This window comes from Enterococcus sp. DIV2449a, from assembly GCF_051711225.1.
Taxonomy (GTDB): Bacteria; Bacillota; Bacilli; order Lactobacillales; family Enterococcaceae; genus Enterococcus_D; species Enterococcus_D casseliflavus.
In genome coordinates, this window is the sequence record NZ_JBIOME010000001.1 from 601,541 (window position 1) to 620,000 (window position 18,460).

Annotated in this window: 18 protein-coding genes, 2 rRNA genes and 1 other RNA gene (1 of these 21 only partly in view); 15 read left to right on the plus strand and 6 right to left on the minus strand. The window is 44.4% G+C overall.

The window, feature by feature from the left end:
• The first annotated feature begins 41 nt into the window (after window positions 1-41).
• From IGI76_RS02860 to IGI76_RS02905, 10 genes are all read left to right on the plus strand, one after another.
• A complete protein-coding gene (locus tag IGI76_RS02860; protein WP_270788102.1) occupies window positions 42-845 on the plus strand; it encodes a MerR family transcriptional regulator in 804 nt (267 codons plus the stop codon).
• Window positions 846-944: 99 nt separating this feature from the next.
• Window positions 945-1,694 carry a YczE/YyaS/YitT family protein gene (locus IGI76_RS02865; RefSeq protein ID WP_081116963.1) on the plus strand — a complete coding sequence of 250 codons (750 nt, stop codon included), beginning with the start codon at window positions 945-947 and terminating at the stop codon, window positions 1,692-1,694.
• Between the two features lie 139 nt (window positions 1,695-1,833).
• Window positions 1,834-3,201 (plus strand): RsmB/NOP family class I SAM-dependent RNA methyltransferase, encoded by a 1,368-nt coding sequence (locus IGI76_RS02870; protein WP_270788097.1) that lies wholly within the window; start codon window positions 1,834-1,836, stop codon window positions 3,199-3,201.
• Window positions 3,202-3,269: 68 nt separating this feature from the next.
• Window positions 3,270-3,605, plus strand: a complete 336-nt coding sequence (locus IGI76_RS02875; RefSeq protein ID WP_005227636.1) for a hypothetical protein — start codon at window positions 3,270-3,272, stop codon at window positions 3,603-3,605.
• Between the two features lie 131 nt (window positions 3,606-3,736).
• Entirely contained in the window at window positions 3,737-4,243 is a 507-nt protein-coding gene (gene tadA, locus IGI76_RS02880) for a tRNA adenosine(34) deaminase TadA (RefSeq protein WP_010748833.1), read from the plus strand.
• A gap of 29 nt (window positions 4,244-4,272) precedes the next feature.
• An RNA gene (gene ffs / locus IGI76_RS02885) (signal recognition particle sRNA small type) lies at window positions 4,273-4,359 on the plus strand.
• 633 nt (window positions 4,360-4,992) lie between these two features.
• On the plus strand, window positions 4,993-6,375 hold the full coding sequence (locus tag IGI76_RS02890) for a bifunctional metallophosphatase/5'-nucleotidase (RefSeq protein WP_333718967.1): 1,383 nt from the start codon (window positions 4,993-4,995) through the stop codon (window positions 6,373-6,375).
• Between the two features lie 90 nt (window positions 6,376-6,465).
• A complete protein-coding gene (locus tag IGI76_RS02895) occupies window positions 6,466-7,086 on the plus strand; it encodes a YutD family protein (RefSeq protein ID WP_005227649.1) in 621 nt (206 codons plus the stop codon).
• Window position 7,087: 1 nt separating this feature from the next.
• Entirely contained in the window at window positions 7,088-7,858 is a 771-nt protein-coding gene (locus IGI76_RS02900; RefSeq protein ID WP_010748835.1) for a TIGR01457 family HAD-type hydrolase, read from the plus strand.
• Window positions 7,855-8,493, plus strand: a complete 639-nt coding sequence (locus tag IGI76_RS02905) for a TIGR01906 family membrane protein (protein WP_074934539.1) — start codon at window positions 7,855-7,857, stop codon at window positions 8,491-8,493. Before IGI76_RS02900 ends, IGI76_RS02905 begins: the two co-directional genes overlap by 4 nt.
• Window positions 8,494-8,601: 108 nt before the next feature.
• Here the strand turns inward: IGI76_RS02905 and IGI76_RS02910 are convergent, their stop codons facing one another.
• The 5 genes from IGI76_RS02910 to IGI76_RS02930 all read right to left on the minus strand — a co-directional run bounded on the left by IGI76_RS02910 (window position 8,602) and on the right by IGI76_RS02930 (window position 12,339).
• Window positions 8,602-9,489, minus strand: a complete 888-nt coding sequence (locus IGI76_RS02910; protein WP_438781735.1) for an IS3 family transposase — start codon at window positions 9,487-9,489, stop codon at window positions 8,602-8,604.
• Entirely contained in the window at window positions 9,447-10,013 is a 567-nt protein-coding gene (locus IGI76_RS02915) for a helix-turn-helix domain-containing protein (protein ID WP_016249835.1), read from the minus strand. The genes IGI76_RS02910 and IGI76_RS02915 overlap by 43 nt, the downstream gene beginning before the upstream one ends.
• Window positions 10,014-10,096: 83 nt before the next feature.
• A complete protein-coding gene (locus IGI76_RS02920; RefSeq protein ID WP_010748837.1) occupies window positions 10,097-10,606 on the minus strand; it encodes a phosphatidylglycerophosphatase A family protein in 510 nt (169 codons plus the stop codon).
• A gap of 108 nt (window positions 10,607-10,714) precedes the next feature.
• On the minus strand, window positions 10,715-11,356 hold the full coding sequence (gene yqeK, locus IGI76_RS02925; RefSeq protein WP_010748838.1) for a bis(5'-nucleosyl)-tetraphosphatase (symmetrical) YqeK: 642 nt from the start codon (window positions 11,354-11,356) through the stop codon (window positions 10,715-10,717).
• Between the two features lie 5 nt (window positions 11,357-11,361).
• Window positions 11,362-12,339, minus strand: a complete 978-nt coding sequence (locus tag IGI76_RS02930; protein WP_010748839.1) for an NAD(P)/FAD-dependent oxidoreductase — start codon at window positions 12,337-12,339, stop codon at window positions 11,362-11,364.
• 140 nt (window positions 12,340-12,479) lie between these two features.
• On the opposite strand from IGI76_RS02930, the gene IGI76_RS02935 reads away from it, so the two are divergent.
• On the plus strand, window positions 12,480-13,067 hold the full coding sequence (locus IGI76_RS02935) for a peptidylprolyl isomerase (protein ID WP_438781021.1): 588 nt from the start codon (window positions 12,480-12,482) through the stop codon (window positions 13,065-13,067).
• Between the two features lie 90 nt (window positions 13,068-13,157).
• On the opposite strand, the gene IGI76_RS02940 is transcribed toward IGI76_RS02935, so the two are convergent.
• Window positions 13,158-14,339, minus strand: coding sequence for a MalY/PatB family protein (locus IGI76_RS02940; protein ID WP_438781023.1), 1,182 nt, complete (start codon window positions 14,337-14,339; stop codon window positions 13,158-13,160).
• Between the two features lie 93 nt (window positions 14,340-14,432).
• Between IGI76_RS02940 and IGI76_RS02945 the strand changes: the two genes are divergently transcribed.
• The 4 genes from IGI76_RS02945 to IGI76_RS02960 form a co-directional block, all read left to right on the plus strand.
• The gene (locus IGI76_RS02945; protein WP_005227662.1) at window positions 14,433-14,813 is read left to right on the plus strand and encodes a CvfD/Ygs/GSP13 family RNA-binding post-transcriptional regulator; all 381 of its coding nucleotides are present in this window, start codon (window positions 14,433-14,435) and stop codon (window positions 14,811-14,813) included.
• Between the two features lie 67 nt (window positions 14,814-14,880).
• Window positions 14,881-15,243 carry a hypothetical protein gene (locus IGI76_RS02950; RefSeq protein ID WP_005227664.1) on the plus strand — a complete coding sequence of 121 codons (363 nt, stop codon included), beginning with the start codon at window positions 14,881-14,883 and terminating at the stop codon, window positions 15,241-15,243.
• A gap of 565 nt (window positions 15,244-15,808) precedes the next feature.
• Window positions 15,809-17,368 (plus strand): 16S ribosomal RNA (locus tag IGI76_RS02955).
• A gap of 229 nt (window positions 17,369-17,597) precedes the next feature.
• Window positions 17,598-18,460, plus strand: a 23S ribosomal RNA gene (locus IGI76_RS02960) (it continues 2,052 nt past the right edge of the window).
• Together the 16S and 23S rRNA genes form the textbook arrangement of a ribosomal RNA operon.

The window sequence follows — 18,460 nt, forward strand, 5'->3', positions numbered from 1 at the left end:
GGAGTGAAATTTTTTTGAAAAAACAATTGACCATCAGTGAGATGTCCGCTTATGCTGGCGTGAGTCGGCGCACATTGATTTATTACGATCAGATCGATTTGTTCAAACCGCAATCGATTGGTGAAAACGGCTATCGCTACTACGGCTTTGAACAATGCCTTGAGTTAGACGTGATTCTGCTCTTGCGTTCTTTAGACATGCCCTTGCAAGACATTCGACAATTTTTGAAAAACCGCAACCCTGAATACACGCAAAAGGAACTTGTGGAACGGCGAGGAGAAGTTCGTACCAAAATCGCTGCGCTGCAAGAATTGGAACGAACCTTCGATCGCTACATCCAGCGCTATGAAAAAGTACAGAAAGCCGATTTTGAGACCTTTACGATAGCGCACCACGAAGCAGAGGCGTTTATCGTTTCCGAAGAGATCGCTGGCGATGATCCAGAATCTGCTTATCAAGTGTACGCCCGTTTTTATCCGCTAGTGGATTATAAAGATGCTTTCAGTGGCTACCCCATCGGCTTTTTAAGTGCTGGAACGACATTAGAGGATCAGACCTTTCACGCATCGCCTTATCGGGCACTGATCTTGATTCCACAAGATCGGCTGCATCTCTATCCTGAAAAGCTGATCATCACGCGTCCTACTGGCACGTATGTGTCTGGGTTTGTCAGTGAGGGAGAGGAACAAATTGCTGCTTTTACCCATCGCATCCAATCCTTTCTAAAAGAGAATCATTTAAAGATCGATGGCGATGTTTGGGAATTGTTATGGCAAGATGAAGTCTTTACCGCCCAAAAAGAATTGCAGATATTTGAAGTGATGGTTCCAGTGAAGCCCGAGTAATGGACGAGGCACGCGTATCTGTAGGAACCGAAAATCAAGATACGCAATCGCAATGGTTGTTGCGGGCTTTTCAATGGAAGCAAAATAGAAGCAAAGGAGATGGACGAAGCCAGATCTTATCCCTACAAAGAGCCCTGGGAAGCGTTGAAATTCCCATTTTCCTTTTTTCTCGTTATACTTGAAAGAACAGATGAGAAAAAAGGGGAAATTTTAATGAAAAAAGAAACAGGATTACGCTCGCTTTATGCGTTGATTGGTGTCGCCATTTTAGGATTCGGGGCGGCATTGCTGCGGGTCGGCGGAGTAGGGCTAGACCCATACACAGCTGCCAATATCGGTGTCGGCGAGCTACTAGGGTTATCCCTTGGGGTCTATCAATTGATGATCAATATCGCTGTCCTAGTATTGATTTTTATCTTTGGCCGTCGCCATATCGGCATCGGGACGGTCATCAATATGGTGCTGACAGGATTTTTCATCGACTTTTATACCAATGTTTTTGATTGGTTATCCGTCGGTCCCAATAACTGGTGGCAGCAAGGCTTGTTCTTGTTGATCGGGATTATCTTCTTTACCTTCGGTGCTTCGTTTTATATGTCAGCGAATTTGGGCAGCGCCCCCTATGACGCGATCGCCCCAACCATCGTCGATCAGACGAAAGCCAACTATCGAGTGGTGCGGGTGATTCAAGACGTTGCCTTTGCCTTGATTGGGCTCTTCACAGGCGGGCCTATTGGAATCGGAACCTTCATCAGTGCCTTTTTAGTGGGCCCACTGATCAAATTCTGGGACAACCGTGTCTCTCAGCCATTCATCGAAAGCAGTGTCAAAAAAGCGATTTTTAAATAAAAAAGGTCTGCAGCAAAGAGAAGTCGAAGCGATTTAGTCGCCCACTTCACTCAGCTGCAGTTTTTTTGCCATTTGATCAAGGAATTCTTGCATAATTGCTTCTCAGTCGCTAGAATAAAAAAGCCGAGGAGGGGTAAGTATGCAATTACCAACACCATTTATTGAAAAATACCAACGGTTGCTAGGAGAAGAAGCACCAGCTTTTTTTACCGCTTTAACCGATAATCAGCCAGTCAAAGGCTTTCGCTTGAATGTTGCTAAGCCGCACGCACAAGCGATGCTGGCAAAATATGGGCCAGCCGCTGTACCTGCCCCCTATGCAGAAGCTGCTTATATTGGCGAAGTCAAAGGCCGTTCGCTGCTCCATCAAGCTGGCTATGTCTATAGCCAAGAACCTAGTGCGATGATCGTAGCAACGATCGCAGCCGCTCAACCAGGGGAGCTGGTCTTAGATTTATGTGCGGCACCAGGGGGCAAAACAACGCAGCTGGCAAGCCAGTTACAAGGAAAAGGACTGCTTGTAGCAAATGAGATTTTCCCCAAGCGTGCCAAAATCCTATCAGAAAATGTGGAGCGTTGGGGCTTTGCGAATGTAGTCGTCACCAATCAGGCACCGCAAGAATTGAGCCGCCATTTTCCTCAGTTTTTTGACAAGATCGTGGTGGACGCCCCATGTTCTGGTGAAGGGATGTTTCGTAAAGATCCCGTCGCCTTAGAAGAATGGCAAGCAGAAACACCTGATCAGTGTGCGATCAGACAAAAAGACATTTTGGCACAAGCCGTTACGATGCTAAAACCGGGGGGGCAGCTGATCTATTCCACCTGTACCTTTGCCCCAGAAGAAAACGAAGCGATGATGGCTTGGTTAATGGAGGAGTACCCCTTCACGATCGAAGCGATCGACTTGGACAATGTATCTCATGGGCGCAGGGAGTGGGGAGCTGCACCTGGGATTGAGAAAACCATCCGCTTATGGCCGCATTTAAACCAAGGAGAAGGTCATTTCGCTGCGAAATTGACCTCGCTAGCAGAAGCAGCGCCAGTGAAAAAGAAGAAAAAAGGCAAAGGAGCGACAGCCAAGAGTCCATTGGATGCAGCGACTCAAAAGTTGTGGCAAGCCTTTCGCAAGGAGTTTCCTTTTTTACAGGCACTGAATGCGACGCCTCAGCTGCTAGGAGAAAACCTCTGGCTCGTTCCTGAAGAAATGCCTTCTTTAAAAGGGATCAAGTTTATGCGCCCAGGTTTGCACGTCGGCGTCGTTAAGAAGAATCGGATCGAGCCAAGTTATGCGTTGGCATTGGCGATCCATGCAGAAGAAGGGGCACCGACAGTGCCAATCACTTTGCCGCAATGGCAGCATTATGTGGCAGGTGAAACCTTGAGCGTGCCAGGAAATGCTGGATGGGTGATTTTGACAGTCGATGAGATCCCAGTCGGTTTTGGAAAACAAGTCCAAGGAACCGTGAAAAACTTCTTTCCTAAAGGATTAAGATTCAAAGCGATTTAAACGAAATAGTGTTTTTATTTCAGTCCTCGTGCTATGATGGAAGTAGCAAAATAAGGGAGCTGATCGATATGAAAACATCATCAAAAGTAACGATTGGATTAAGCATTGCAGCGATCGCTGGGATCACTACTGCCGTCGTTGTATCAGACAAAGTATTCAATAAAGTACGCTTCGCTTGCAACCGACACAAAGTAAAGAAATTTGTCGATGACAAATTCAACGGCAATGAAAAATTGCTGGATGTCGTAGACGGCTTGTCCGACAATGAATTGGATTCGTTGTTAGGTGTGATGAAAAAAGTCAATGAGGGCCGCAACAAAATCTCTGTTTACGGAGACAACATCAAAGATTCGACAGAACATGTCAAAGACAAGTTGACGAGCTTTGTTGATTCCGTCTTTTAAGCCAATCATTCCATTTGAAACTCGCAGGGACATCGGTCTTTGCGAGTTTTTCTCGTCTTTCTAAGCGTTTTTCGTTATACTAACAAGGAAATGCACGAAATGGTGCGAGGTAGAGGAGTGAGAGTGAAGTCGTGGAAAAAACAAGTACCTTGACTGCCGAGGAAAAAGCCTTCTTTATGGAAGAAGCAATCAAAGAAGCCCGAAAAGCAGAAGGGTTGGCAGAAGTACCGATCGGTGCTGTCGTCGTCTTGGATGATAAAATCATTGGTCGTGGACACAATCTACGAGAAACGCAGCAGCAAGCTGCAGCGCATGCGGAGATGTTTGCGATCGAAGAAGCCTGTCGCACTGTTGGAAGTTGGCGCTTAGAACAAGCGCAGCTGTTTGTGACCTTGGAACCATGCCCGATGTGTAGTGGGGCGATGTTATTGGCACGGGTGGAAGAAGTGTATTTTGGTGCCTACGATCCCAAAGGCGGCACTGCTGGTACATTGATGAATTTATTGGAAGATGAGCGCTTCAACCATTGGTCCTATGTGGAAGGCGGCATTTTAGAAGAAGCATGCGGCCAGCTGCTAACAGATTTTTTCCGAGCATTACGAGAAAAGAAAAAACAAAAAAAGGCTGGCAATCTCTAACGAAATACGTTATACTAAGTTTTGCCGAAAGGCTAGGACAATGGAGGTCTTGTGAAGCGTGTCAGATCCGGAAGGAAGCAGCACTAAGCAGGATTCTCCATGTGTCTGATTGAAAAACTGCCTGCTATTGAAGAAAGCAGTAGTACTAATTGAATCGATGATCATTCAAACCTGAGACAGACTGTCTTAGGTTTTTTTATTTTTGAAATTCTTTGTGACACCAAGGACTATTCTAATTGTATTCTGCTTTAAATCTAGGCAATCGATAGCAGCTCTCAGAGGGTTAAGTTGTATTTTTGATACAAAGGCTTTATTCCTGTTTAGAACCTTACTCTGATAACTTTTGCGTTGGCGATTTTTATACTCTCAAAAAATCAGTAGTTCTGACGAACTGAAACATGGATTACCTGCTCTCGATATTCGATAGAATCTTCGTTTCAAGAACTCTTTATTTTCGCTTCAACGAATTGCCACCGTCATGTTATCGATAGAACTTTCCAAAAATAACCAGAAAAAATCACTTTCCTTTTTACAGTCAGAAAAGTGATTTTTTCTTTTGAACAACTGTCACTGCAGCTGGTTCTTTTTTACAAAAAGTCACCATTCTTTTCCAAGCATTCCAATGGTTTCCCAGAGATTTTATGCTATGCTTATTTTGTAGAGACTTCCGTCGTCTTTCTACTGGCAACCCTTGATGCCAATAGAAATGGATAGTGATTTCAGGCGACGTATTTGAAAAGAGGCGCACAATGGAAAAAATTACGATTATCCATACCAACGATCTGCATTCCCACCTAGAACATTGGCCGAAGATGCGGCGTTATTTGGATCAAAGAAAACGAGAAGCGGATACGACCGAAGAGACAGTGATCGCAGTCGACTTAGGCGACTTTGTCGATCGCTGGCATCCTTTGACAGAAGCAACTGACGGCAAGGGGAATGTCGATTTGATGAATCAAGGACATTACGATGCGGTGACGATTGGGAACAATGAAGGGGTCGGCAATCCCAAAGAGGTCTTGCAGCATTTATATGACCAAGCAGAATTTCCTGTCATTTTAGGCAATTTATTTGATAAACAGGATTTACGTCCGCCGAAGTGGGCACAAGAATACAAAATCATGGAAAGCAATCAAGGCGCCAAAATCGGCCTGATCGCTTTTACAGCACCGTTTCCGCTGACATATGCCCCAAACGGCTGGGACATTCGCGAACCCTTGGAGATTTTGCCTTCATTGGTGCAGCATTTGCGCCCCGAGGTCGATCTGTTGGTCTTGATGAGCCATCTAGGCATCAATGCTGATCGCCAGATTGCGAGGGACTTTCCAGAACTAGATGTTATATTAGGTTCCCACACGCACCATTTGTTTGAAAAGGGCGAAGTCATCAATGGGGTTCAAATTGGGGCAGCTGGCAAGTTTGGTTTTAACATTGGCGAAGTCGAAGTGGTCTTAGATGATCACCACCGACCGATCAAGCATCGCGCCCGTGTGATTCCGACGGATTCGTTGGTGGCTTTTCCGCAAGATGAGGAAGAGATCGCCGAATATCTATCGATCGGCCATCGCTTGCTGCGGGCAAATCAGGTGGCAGAAATTCCAGCAGCGTTTACGAGGGATTGGCAAAGTGAACATTCCTTGGTTCGGGAGGCGCTTTTGGCATTATGTGCCAAAGGACAGACGGATGCCGCCATCTTAAATACGGGGCTATTCTTAGATGATTTGCCACAAGGGCGGGTCGATCAAGATCAGCTGCACACGATTTTACCCCATCCGATGCATTTGATACGGGTGACGCTGCAAGGCGCGGATGTCATTCGATTGGTCTTAGAGATGGAAAAAAATCGCAACTTTTTGCGCAATTTCCCAATTATGGGAATGGGTTTTCGAGGGGAGATTTTTGGCGAACTGGTTTATGAAGGCATCCGCTTTGATGAAAAAAACCACCAAGTATTGTGGAAACAAGAGCCCGTCGATCCTGCTCAAAGCTACACGTTGACCCTTGTGGATCACTACTTGTTTATTCCGTTTTTCCCGACGATCGAGATTGCTGGAACCGTTGAGTTTCTTTTTCCAGACTTTATTCGCACAGTGGTCGGTGATTACCTGAGTCAGAAATACCCCATCCAGTAGTTCGTCACTCCTCCAGCTGGATTTTGCGAAAAAACCGCGACTATCATTGGGGAATAAAACAAGGTATAATAAACAACAGGTGGTGAAAAAATGACCGAAAAACAAACGATCACAGATGAAATGACATCTGTACTAGAAGAAATTATTGAAGAACCAGCGAAACAACCGCAAAAAGGCGAGTTGGTGACTTTGTTAAATGATGAAGAATTAATGATTGGCAATCGACAATACAAATTGGTCATGGATTATCGTGAAGGCTTCAATCCAGAAAAGCTTGGCGAGCGTTACAGTGAAGTGTTGGCACGTTATGATTATATCGTAGGCGATTGGGGTTATGAGCAGCTGCGTTTGAAAGGTTTTTTTGAAAAAGATAACCGCAAAGCATTACCTGATCAGCGCATCGACATGTTGGAAGACTATTTGTATGAGTATTGCAACTTCGGTTGTGCCTATTTCGTGATCCAACGAGTTGGCGGCAAAAAAGAAAAAAGTACCTCCCGCCGACGCAAGAAAAAGCCAACCCAAAACAATCAAAATCAAAACGCACAACAAAACGCCCATATAGAAGAAAAGCGTGACACCGTACCGCAGAAAAAAAGCAAACCAACGATCAAAAATCGTAAACCAAAAGAAAAGAACGTCAAAAAAACCGAGACAACCACGGTGAAAAAAGGCAAAAAAGAGTTTACGATTCGACAAAGGGAAGAATAAGATGAAATATAAAGGCTATTTGATTGATTTAGACGGCACGATTTATTTAGGAAAAGCGCCGATCCCTGCTGGGAAACGCTTCGTAGAGTCCTTACAAGAAAAAGGACTGCCCTATTTATTTGTGACCAATAATACGACCCGCAGTCCTGAAGTCGTGGCGCAGCGATTAGCGGATGAATTTTCGATCCATGTGGCACCAGAAACGATCTATACCGCAAGCTTGGCGACAATCGATTTTATGAAAGACCATGGCAAAGGCCGCAAAGTATTTGTGATCGGCGAAGCGGGGTTGATCGATTTGATTTTAGCTGCTGGGTTTGAGTGGGAGGAAACCAACCCAGATTATGTCGTGGTTGGCTTAGACAACCACGTGACCTATGAAAAATTTGTTCTAGCAACGTTAGCGATCCAAAAAGGAGCAACCTTTATCGGGACCAATCCCGACAAAAATATCCCAACGGAAAGAGGTTTATTACCTGGTGCAGGTTCACTGATCGCAATGGTGGAGACTGCCACCCAAACGCAACCGATCTTTATTGGCAAACCAGAAGCCATCATTATGGAAAAAGCGGTGGCACACATCGGCTTATCAAAAGAAGAGGTCTTGATGGTGGGGGACAATTACGAAACTGATATTCGCTCGGGGATCCAAAACGGGATCGATTCTTTGCTCGTATTATCTGGCTTTACCCCGAAAGCGGCAGTTCCGACATTACCAGTAGCACCAACCTATGTGGTGGATTCTTTAGATGAGTGGGATTTTGAACAATGAAAAAACAAGTGTGGCTTGAACGCTTAGGATTTGTCTGCTTGTTTTTGTTTTTGGTCAGTCTAGCGATCACCCTAACGATCAATTTTCGACCGTTATATTGGTTTGATGTCGATCACTTGAATCTGCTGGATTATACCTCGCTAACAAGAGAAGAGTTGTTGAAGAACTATGGCTTATTGTTAGATTTTCTAAACAATCCCTTTGCAAGTACGCTCGCCTTGCCAGATTTTCCAATGTCTGAAGCTGGCGCTGGGCATTTTTACGATGTGAAACAGTTGTTTCTATTAAATTATGCCGTCATGATCGTCACTTTGCTGCCCAGTATCTGGTTCGTCAATCGGTTACGGCAAAAACAACAGCAATGGCGCTTGATTCGTCCCTTTCAATGGGGGATGATTTTGCCGCTGATTTTCGGGTTTTTGATGGCTGTCGGCTTTGACCGCTTTTTCGTTACGTTCCATGAGATTTTCTTCAGTAACGACGATTGGCTGTTTAATCCAGCCACCGATCCGATCATCAACGTGCTGCCAGAAACGTTTTTCATGCATTGCTTTATTCTCTTTTTCGTCTTGATTGAAGTCTTCTTTTTTGCCTTCTATTGGTGGGGCAAACGAGGCTTGAAAAAAACAGCATAATGAAAAAAAGACCAACGATCCCCTTCCTTTGAGGTGTAGTGACCCCAAAAAGTTAGACTTTTATGGAGTGGAGAAATCCACTCCTTTTTTGTACGATAAAATTAACAGTTAGACAGCTGTTTTTACAGCTTCTCGAAACTGAACCGGACTTCGCCAATTTAATTTCTTTTTGATGCGTTTATGGTTGTAATAATAGATATATTGGTCAATTTTTGTTTTCAATTCATCTAAACTCCGATAGACTTCTCCATGAAAAATCTCTTGCTTTAATAAACCAAAGAAGTTTTCCATAGGTGAGTTATCTAAACAATTCCCTTTACGAGACATACTCTGGAAGATTTTATGCTGCTTCAATTTATTCTTATAAGCATTCATTTGATAGGCCCATCCTTGATCTGAATGGAAGGTTCTACGAAATGGACAATCATTTGTCATATGGATTGCTTCTTCTAATCCTTCCATTATGGCTAGTGCGTTTGGTTTTTCAGAAATCCGATAAGATAGAATTTCACTATTGTAGAAATCCATGAAAGGATCTAAATACAGCTTTTTCTGACGAACGACACCTGTGGTGTCTACTTCATAATACTTAAACTCTGTGGTATCAGTTGTAATTTTTTGGTGACAGATATTTGTATAAAACCGACGATGAATACGATTTTTGGCGACAGTGCCAACCTTCCCACGATAAGAATTGTACCGTCGAGATTTTCGAGTGTAAGACTTTACTTCGATACCTAGTTTTTTTATCAGACGTTGAATCTTCTTTTTATTGACATGAATCCCTTGATTCTCTAATTCTTTTTTTAGTCGCAGACAGCCATAATCTTTATGCTCTTTGCGAATTTCAAGCATTTTTTCTTCAATTTCTTGGTCTGGGTTTGGTCTGTCAAACCGTTTCTGCCAATACATATAGGTTGCTTTAGGAAATTTCAATGTTTCAAGAAGCTCAACTAGTTTGAATGATCCTCGGAGGCTGGCGATGATTCGTGCGATTGATTCTTGCGTCTTTGCTGGGCTTCCTGTTTTCGCAGCTTCCTCAACTCTTTTAAAAAGGCATTCTCAATTTGAAGGGATCGGACTTGCTTTTCTAATGCCTTGATACGATCGCGTTCTTCAGTTGTTGTATTTTCTTTTTTGTTTTCTTTTTTTCTAGTCAAAGTAAGTGGTCGCCCTTTCTCTTTTGAGAGCCCCTCAATACCTGCTTCTCTGAAATTACGCATCCAATTGGCAATAAGCGCAGGGTTGTTCATTTCTAAAGTGCTAGCAACTTCTCGATAGGACATCTCACTTGTTTGATATAACTCTAGCGCATTTAACTTAAATTGAACAGAATATTTCTGATTTTGATGTTTTCTCAATAGACCTTCCTCTCCGTATTCACGATAGGCATTCACCCAATTACTTACTTGAGACTTGCTTGAAATACCGTATTTGTTGGCAAGATACCGATATCCGCCCACGCCACTAAGATATTCTTTAACGATTTTTAGTTTTAATTCAAAAGGATATTTTGCCATACAAATAACGACCCCCAAAAGTTAGATTTTCTGGTCTAACTTTTGGGGGTCGCTTCAAGGGAGGCGAATCGTCGGTCTTTTTTTTATTGCGTAATGTAATGAGATTTACTTGGGTGTTGATGGGCTAAGCGACTTGCGGCAGAAGCTGCGATGGCACCTACGATATCATCTAAAAAGGTGTGAACGCGGGGACCGTCGTGCTTGTTCAGTTCTTTCAGAATACCCGGTTTGACTTTATCAATGTATCCATAGTTAGTAAAGCCGATCGAGCCGTACACGTTGACGATGGATAGAGCGAGGATCTCATCGATCCCATAAAGCCCTTCGTCTTCTTTAACGATTTCTTGCAGTGGATGCAGCAGTTGATTTTCTTCTGCCAAAATATCCAATTGGATCCCCGTTAAAATCGTGTTGTGGACTTCCCGCTTGCTTAAGACAGCGTTGACGCTTTCGATACACATCTCCAAGGTGATGCCTTCAATGTAGTCTTTTTGCAAGAACATCACCAGTTCACCGATGTCTTGCAGCGAGACGCCGCGGTCGGCCAACAATTCTCTTGCTTTGTCTTCAAGTGTTTTGCTTTCTAATACCATATAGTTCCCCTCCATGTAAAAATAGTTTATTCAAAAGTCAACGTGCGACTGATGGATTGCGATCATAAGTAGTGCCCTATTCCAGTTGCAGGCCATGCCATTTGGGTCTTAATCCCTTCTGACATCCATTGAAGCACAGTTGTTGGCTAGTTCTGCTTTGGCTGCCACTGCCCAAGGATGGGGGACCACCAAGTCACCAGCAAAAAGCCAGTCCATATAATACCCAGCGGCGGCTTCCAAGGAATCATCGAGGCGGTCTAATAAGCCGGTTAAGAAAGGCGCTTGATCTTTACGATCCCATTTGATTTTGTCGGCTAAAAAAACGAGTAGATCGAGACGACGATAATGGGCCTTTAAGGTGGTATGACAGCTGATGGCGGACAGAATGTCTGGATCAGATACCTGAAAAACCGTTTTTGCCAACAAAGCGGATTGCTGCTGATGCAGCAAAAAAGGTGCTTGCCGCTCCGCGTCTAAGATCGGTTCGCCTACTGCTATCTGCAAGGCGATTCGCTGGTCATGAGGGATGACGACGCTGACATCGTGCAGCAGTCCTGCCAAATAAGCTTTATCCGCATTGACTTGAAACCGTTCTGCCAATCGTTTGGCTTCTTGGGCAACGGCTAGATTGTGGACCGCCGTTTCGGCATGATCGAAGGCTTCCAGATACTGAACCATTTGCTCAGTGAGGGTCTTGCCCTGCAAAGGGAGGATATAGGCGGCAAGTTGGTGTTGACCAGCTTGTTTCATCTCAGCTACTCCTTAAAAAGACTTGTACTATGGGCAGGTTGTGTCCGCGTTTTGGGATCAATGTAGTGGAGCGCATTGTTCACCGCAGTTGGGGCTTCCCCGAAACCAGTAGCGATCAGGTCGACTTTTCCATCGTATAAAACGACATCCCCACAGCCATAGATCCCAGGAACAGACGTGCTCATATCTGAAGAGACGAAGACTCCTTGGCGGCTGCTTTTCATGCCCCAATCCTTGATGTTCAATGTGGAAGAAAAACCGTAATTGACGATCAAAGCATCCAATGAAAGGCTGACCGTTTCATCACCCTTGACTTGTTGCAACGAGACACCAGTCAAACGTTGCTCTCCTTGGATTTCTTGGATCACATAAGGAGTCAAAATGTTGACGGCAGAAGCCTGTAATTTGCTGACGCTATGTTCATGGGCACGAAATTCAGGACGGCGATGGATCAAGTAGACTTCACTAGCGATTGGCTCCAGCATCAATGCCCAATCGATGGCAGAATCGCCGCCACCGGCGATCGCTACTTTGCGTCCAGCATACTTCATCAAATCGGTGACAAAATAGTCTAGGCCGTATCCTTCAAACCGCTCGCTTTCTGGCAAAGTCAGTTTGCGCGGCTGGAAGGAGCCGTTTCCTAAAGCCAAAATCACGGCTTTCGAGTAATGGATTCCTTTGTCGGTGGTGACTTCGATATAGTCTTCTTGTTTTTCGACCGACAAGACGGTTTCTTCTAAACAATATTGGTGATTGAAGGTCGTCAACTGTTTTTCCAGGTTTTGGACAAGATCGCCCGCTTTGATTTTCGGATAACCTGGGATATCGTAGATGTATTTTTCTGGGTATAAAGTAGCAAGCTGACCGCCTAATTGCGGCAAGCTGTCGATGATCTTGGTTTTGGCGTTACGCATACCGGCATAGAAAGCAGAAAACATCCCGCTAGGTCCCGCGCCGATAATCGTTATATCAAAAATATCCATGTTATTCCTCTTTTCTAACCACGTTGGGGTGAAGCGTGTTCGTAGTGTACGAATAGCTTCATTATAGCAAAAATTATCCAAACTAGCATTTTTTCAATTTTCTGCTATCATGGATTTATGAGAGAGAAGGAGGAGTTAATGTGTCTGAATTTCCACAGTTAGCATTAGAAAAACAAACTGGCCATAAAGCAGTCATCAAAACCAATCGTGGGGATGTAGTTGTACAATTGTTCCCAGAATTGGTGCCAAAAACAGTGAAGAACTTCGTTGAATTAGCGAAAAAAGGGTATTACGATGGGATCATCTTCCACCGTGTCATTCCTGATTTTATGATTCAAGGTGGCGATCCAACTGGTACAGGGATGGGCGGCGAAAGCATCTATGGTGGCAGCTTTGAAGATGAATTTTCAAAAGAATTGTTCAATCTTCGTGGCGCTTTATCTATGGCAAACGCTGGTCCGAATACTAACGGCAGCCAGTTTTTCATCGTAAACAATCAAAATGTTCCTAGCAACATGTTAGGTCAATTAGAAGGTGCTGGTTATCCAGCTGAAATCATCGAAGCGTATCAAGCAGGTGGTACTCCTTGGTTAGATTTCCGTCACACAGTCTTCGGTCATGTGATCGAAGGAATGTCAGTCGTTGATGAAATCGCTGGCGTGCAACGAGGACCACAAGATCGTCCAGTGCATGATGTAGTGATCGAAACGATCGAAATCAGCGAATAAAACAAAAGAACCCAAAAGCAGTTTCAACGGTCATCCTCAAGGAGATCGTTGAAATGGCAGCTTTAGGGTTCTTTTTTTCATAAGAAAGAGTTAACCGATGGGTTGGTCTTTAAACGCGGCGGCGATTTGATTGAGTGCTTTTTTTAATAGCTCTTTAGGACAGGCAAAGTTTAGCCGCATATGGTGACTGCCGCGAGGACCAAAGATACTTCCTTGATTCAATACGACATTGGCTTCTTTGATCAGTTTGCGCTGCAGCTGATTGTCCGTTAGGCCATAGGCAGAAAAATCCAGCCAGATCAAGTAAGTACCTTCGGGTTTTTGAAAGGTCACTGCTGGGAGTTGTTCAGTCAAAAAGTCGCAGACAAAGGTGCGATTTGCTTCTAAGTAGGACAAAAGTTCTTCTAACCATGCTTCAGATTCACGATACGCTGCTTCAGTAGCGACCAACCCAAACGTATTGATTTCCCCTTGAACGTTACGTTCTTGTGTTTTTGCAAATTGGCTGCGCAAGGTTTGGTCTTTGATGAAGACCATCGAATTTTTGATCCCAGCTAAATTAAAGGTCTTGGTTGCTGAGGTCAAGATGATCGAAAAATCGGCAAAGCTTGGCTCGACTGTTTGGAAAGAGACAAATTGATTTGGTGCAAAAACGATGTCTTGATGGATCTCATCACTAACAACGACCACCCGGTGCTTTTGACAAATACGGCCGATCGTCATCAGTTCTTCTTTTGACCACACGCGACCGCCAGGATTATGAGGATTACATAGAAGAAACAATTTTACCTTCTTTTCGATGATGGTTTGTTCCATCGCCTCAAAATCGATGACGAAGTGGCCATCTTTTTCCAATAATGGTTCTTGAATTAAGGTCCGCTGATTGTTTTTGACAACATGGGCAAAGGGATGGTAGACCGGATCGTGGATCAATACGGCATCTCCTTCTTGCGTATAACTTTGGATCGCCAGTGCAATACTAGGGACGACACCGCTGTTAAAAAGGATCGCTTCCTTATTGATGGTATAACCATGACGTCTTTGCTGCCAATCGATGATGGATTCAAGCAGCGAATCAGGGATGGTAGAGTACCCATAGATCCCTTGGGCAACTGCTTTTTCTAACGCTTTTTTCACAGGTTCTGGTGCCAGAAAATCCATGTCGGCTACCCAAAGCGGCAACAAGTTTTCTTCCTTATAGGTTTTTGCAATGGTATCCCATTTGACGCTATTGGTATTTAAGCGCGGATGAACTTTGTCAAAATTGATCATGCGTTTCCCTCCTATATTGTGCAACGTTGTTTCTGATGCTTCAAATCTACCACTAGTTCAAGTATAATGAAAGTGGAAAAGAGAGGAAAGACTATGAATTATCAAATCGGGAACATTATAGAAGGAACAGTCACTGGGATTCAACCCTATGGTGCATTTGTTTCGTTAGATAAGGAAACACAAGGATTGATCCATGTTTCAGAGATCCAATCTGGGTTTACCAAAAATATCCATGAAGTCTTACAGATCGGGCAAAAGATCCGTGTACAAATCATTGATATTGACGAATACAGCCAAAAGATCAGTTTGTCCCGCCGTACATTGGAAACGAGTTTTGTTCAGCCACCCTTTAAGCGTAAACGCTACTTTACAAATAAGAATAAGCGGATCGGTTTTCGTACGATTGGAGAAGCTTTACCAGTGTGGGTGAAAGAGGCCAAAGAAATGTTAGAAAAAGAAAACAGCAGCAGATAATCGTGCATATTTTCTGAAAATGTGCTAAAATTAGTTTACAAACAGATGAATAACTGAGGTGGGTATTTTGGGATCCAAAAAAGTAGCGGGTACAGTTATGATGCACTTAGCAAATGGTTCGAAACGATTTTTGATGCAAATACACGAAGGCACTGCGGAATTAGCGTCAACGGATTTTTCTGAAGATAAAACCGGCTTGGCTACGATCTTACAATTGTTTAAAGACCGTATCCACCTTGATGTGACAGCGATCGAACTCGTTGAACTCACAAATGGCAATATTGATACGCAAAACATTCCTTTATTTGTTTTTGAAACACAAGAAGCAGGACAAACGCAACAGCTGCCAGAAGGGTATGCGTGGGAAGAGCCTAATATCTTTCGTAAGATCATTGAAGACTACGAGATTGAAGGCGTTCCGTTCTTTTAGCACCTGAATATTAGCGAAAAAACTGAAGACCGTTACGACGGTCTTTTTTTATTGAAAACTTTTTGTAAATAAAATGAAATATTTCCTTGACCTGATTCAAGAAGAATGGTAAATTAGTCAACGTTGGCAATTGAGCCAGCGGGTCAAAACAACAGTTGAAAAAACTTCAAAAAAAAGACTTGACCAAAAATGCAACAGATGATATTATAACTAAGTCGCAATAATAAAACATTTAATCAATGTTGATACATCAACAAAATTAATTGAAAAAAGTTGTTGACAAATAACAAATCATTCGTTATTCTAATTAAGTCGCTGAGACAGCCGCTACGAAGTTGAAAAACAACGAGCGAAAAAACTTTTAAAAAAGAGTTGACAATCAAACGTCGCTCTGATATGATATAAAAGTTGCTAACGCAGCACGGTAGACCTTTGAAAACTGAACAAAGCAAGCAAACGAACCAATGTGTAGGACGTTTCAATTTATTGAAACAAATACATGCAAGCAATAGCTAGCAAAGTTAATTTTTATGAGCTTAATGACCGTATGGTCATTCAAACAAATCATTATGAGAGTTTGATCCTGGCTCAGGACGAACGCTGGCGGCGTGCCTAATACATGCAAGTCGAACGCTTTTTCTTTCACCGGAGCTTGCTCCACCGAAAGAAAAAGAGTGGCGAACGGGTGAGTAACACGTGGGTAACCTGCCCATCAGAAGGGGATAACACTTGGAAACAGGTGCTAATACCGTATAACACTATTTTCCGCATGGAAGAAAGTTGAAAGGCGCTTTTGCGTCACTGATGGATGGACCCGCGGTGCATTAGCTAGTTGGTGAGGTAACGGCTCACCAAGGCAACGATGCATAGCCGACCTGAGAGGGTGATCGGCCACACTGGGACTGAGACACGGCCCAGACTCCTACGGGAGGCAGCAGTAGGGAATCTTCGGCAATGGACGAAAGTCTGACCGAGCAACGCCGCGTGAGTGAAGAAGGTTTTCGGATCGTAAAACTCTGTTGTTAGAGAAGAACAAGGATGAGAGTAAAATGTTCATCCCTTGACGGTATCTAACCAGAAAGCCACGGCTAACTACGTGCCAGCAGCCGCGGTAATACGTAGGTGGCAAGCGTTGTCCGGATTTATTGGGCGTAAAGCGAGCGCAGGCGGTTTCTTAAGTCTGATGTGAAAGCCCCCGGCTCAACCGGGGAGGGTCATTGGAAACTGGGAGACTTGAGTGCAGAAGAGGAGAGTGGAATTCCATGTGTAGCGGTGAAATGCGTAGATATATGGAGGAACACCAGTGGCGAAGGCGGCTCTCTGGTCTGTAACTGACGCTGAGGCTCGAAAGCGTGGGGAGCGAACAGGATTAGATACCCTGGTAGTCCACGCCGTAAACGATGAGTGCTAAGTGTTGGAGGGTTTCCGCCCTTCAGTGCTGCAGCAAACGCATTAAGCACTCCGCCTGGGGAGTACGACCGCAAGGTTGAAACTCAAAGGAATTGACGGGGGCCCGCACAAGCGGTGGAGCATGTGGTTTAATTCGAAGCAACGCGAAGAACCTTACCAGGTCTTGACATCCTTTGACCACTCTAGAGATAGAGCTTCCCCTTCGGGGGCAAAGTGACAGGTGGTGCATGGTTGTCGTCAGCTCGTGTCGTGAGATGTTGGGTTAAGTCCCGCAACGAGCGCAACCCTTATTGTTAGTTGCCATCATTTAGTTGGGCACTCTAGCGAGACTGCCGGTGACAAACCGGAGGAAGGTGGGGATGACGTCAAATCATCATGCCCCTTATGACCTGGGCTACACACGTGCTACAATGGGAAGTACAACGAGTTGCGAAGTCGCGAGGCTAAGCTAATCTCTTAAAGCTTCTCTCAGTTCGGATTGTAGGCTGCAACTCGCCTACATGAAGCCGGAATCGCTAGTAATCGCGGATCAGCACGCCGCGGTGAATACGTTCCCGGGCCTTGTACACACCGCCCGTCACACCACGAGAGTTTGTAACACCCGAAGTCGGTGAGGTAACCTTTTTGGAGCCAGCCGCCTAAGGTGGGATAGATGATTGGGGTGAAGTCGTAACAAGGTAGCCGTATCGGAAGGTGCGGCTGGATCACCTCCTTTCTAAGGAATATTTCGGAAGACTACACATCGTTTGCCTTTGTTCAGTTTTGAGAGGTTTACTCTCAAACAAAATTTGTTCATTGAAAACTGGATATCGAAGAAATAATCAAAACAAGTAACACACACCGAGTTGAAATGTTAAAAGAGTTTTTTAATAAGTTCAACGCTTATTTTCTTGAGCAACCTTCTATCGCTAGAAGAAGTACTCAAAACCGACCGTAAGGTCAAAGGTTAAGTGAATAAGGGCGCACGGTGGATGCCTTGGCACTAGGAGCCGATGAAGGACGGGACTAACACCGATATGCTTTGGGGAGCTGTAAGTAAGCTATGATCCAGAGATTTCCGAATGGGGGAACCCAGCATCTTTTATAGGATGTTACGTCTGCGTGAATACATAGCGCAGTCGAGGTAGACGCAGAGAACTGAAACATCTAAGTACCTGCAGGAAGAGAAAGAAAATTCGATTCCCTGAGTAGCGGCGAGCGAAACGGGAAAAGCCCAAACCAACAAGCTTGCTTGTTGGGGTTGTAGGACTCCGATATGGTAGTCTATTCAGATAGTCGAAATACTTGGAAAAGTATGTCAAAGAGGGTAAAAACCCCGTAGGCGAAATTTGGATAACACCTAGGAGGATCCTGAGTACGGCGGAACACGAGGAATTCCGTCGGAATCCGGGAGGACCATCTCCCAAGGCTAAATACTCCCTAGTGACCGATAGTGAACCAGTACCGTGAGGGAAAGGTGAAAAGCACCCCGGAAGGGGAGTGAAATAGATCCTGAAACCGTGTGCCTACAACAAGTTAGAGCCCGTTAATGGGTGATAGCGTGCCTTTTGTAGAATGAACCGGCGAGTTACGATAGCATGCGAGGTTAAGTTGAAGAGACGGAGCCGTAGCGAAAGCGAGTCTGAATAGGGCGAATGAGTATGTTGTCGTAGACCCGAAACCATGTGATCTACCCATGTCCAGGTTGAAGGTGCGGTAAAACGCACTGGAGGACCGAACCCACGTACGTTGAAAAGTGCGGGGATGAGGTGTGGGTAGCGGAGAAATTCCAAACGAACTTGGAGATAGCTGGTTCTCTCCGAAATAG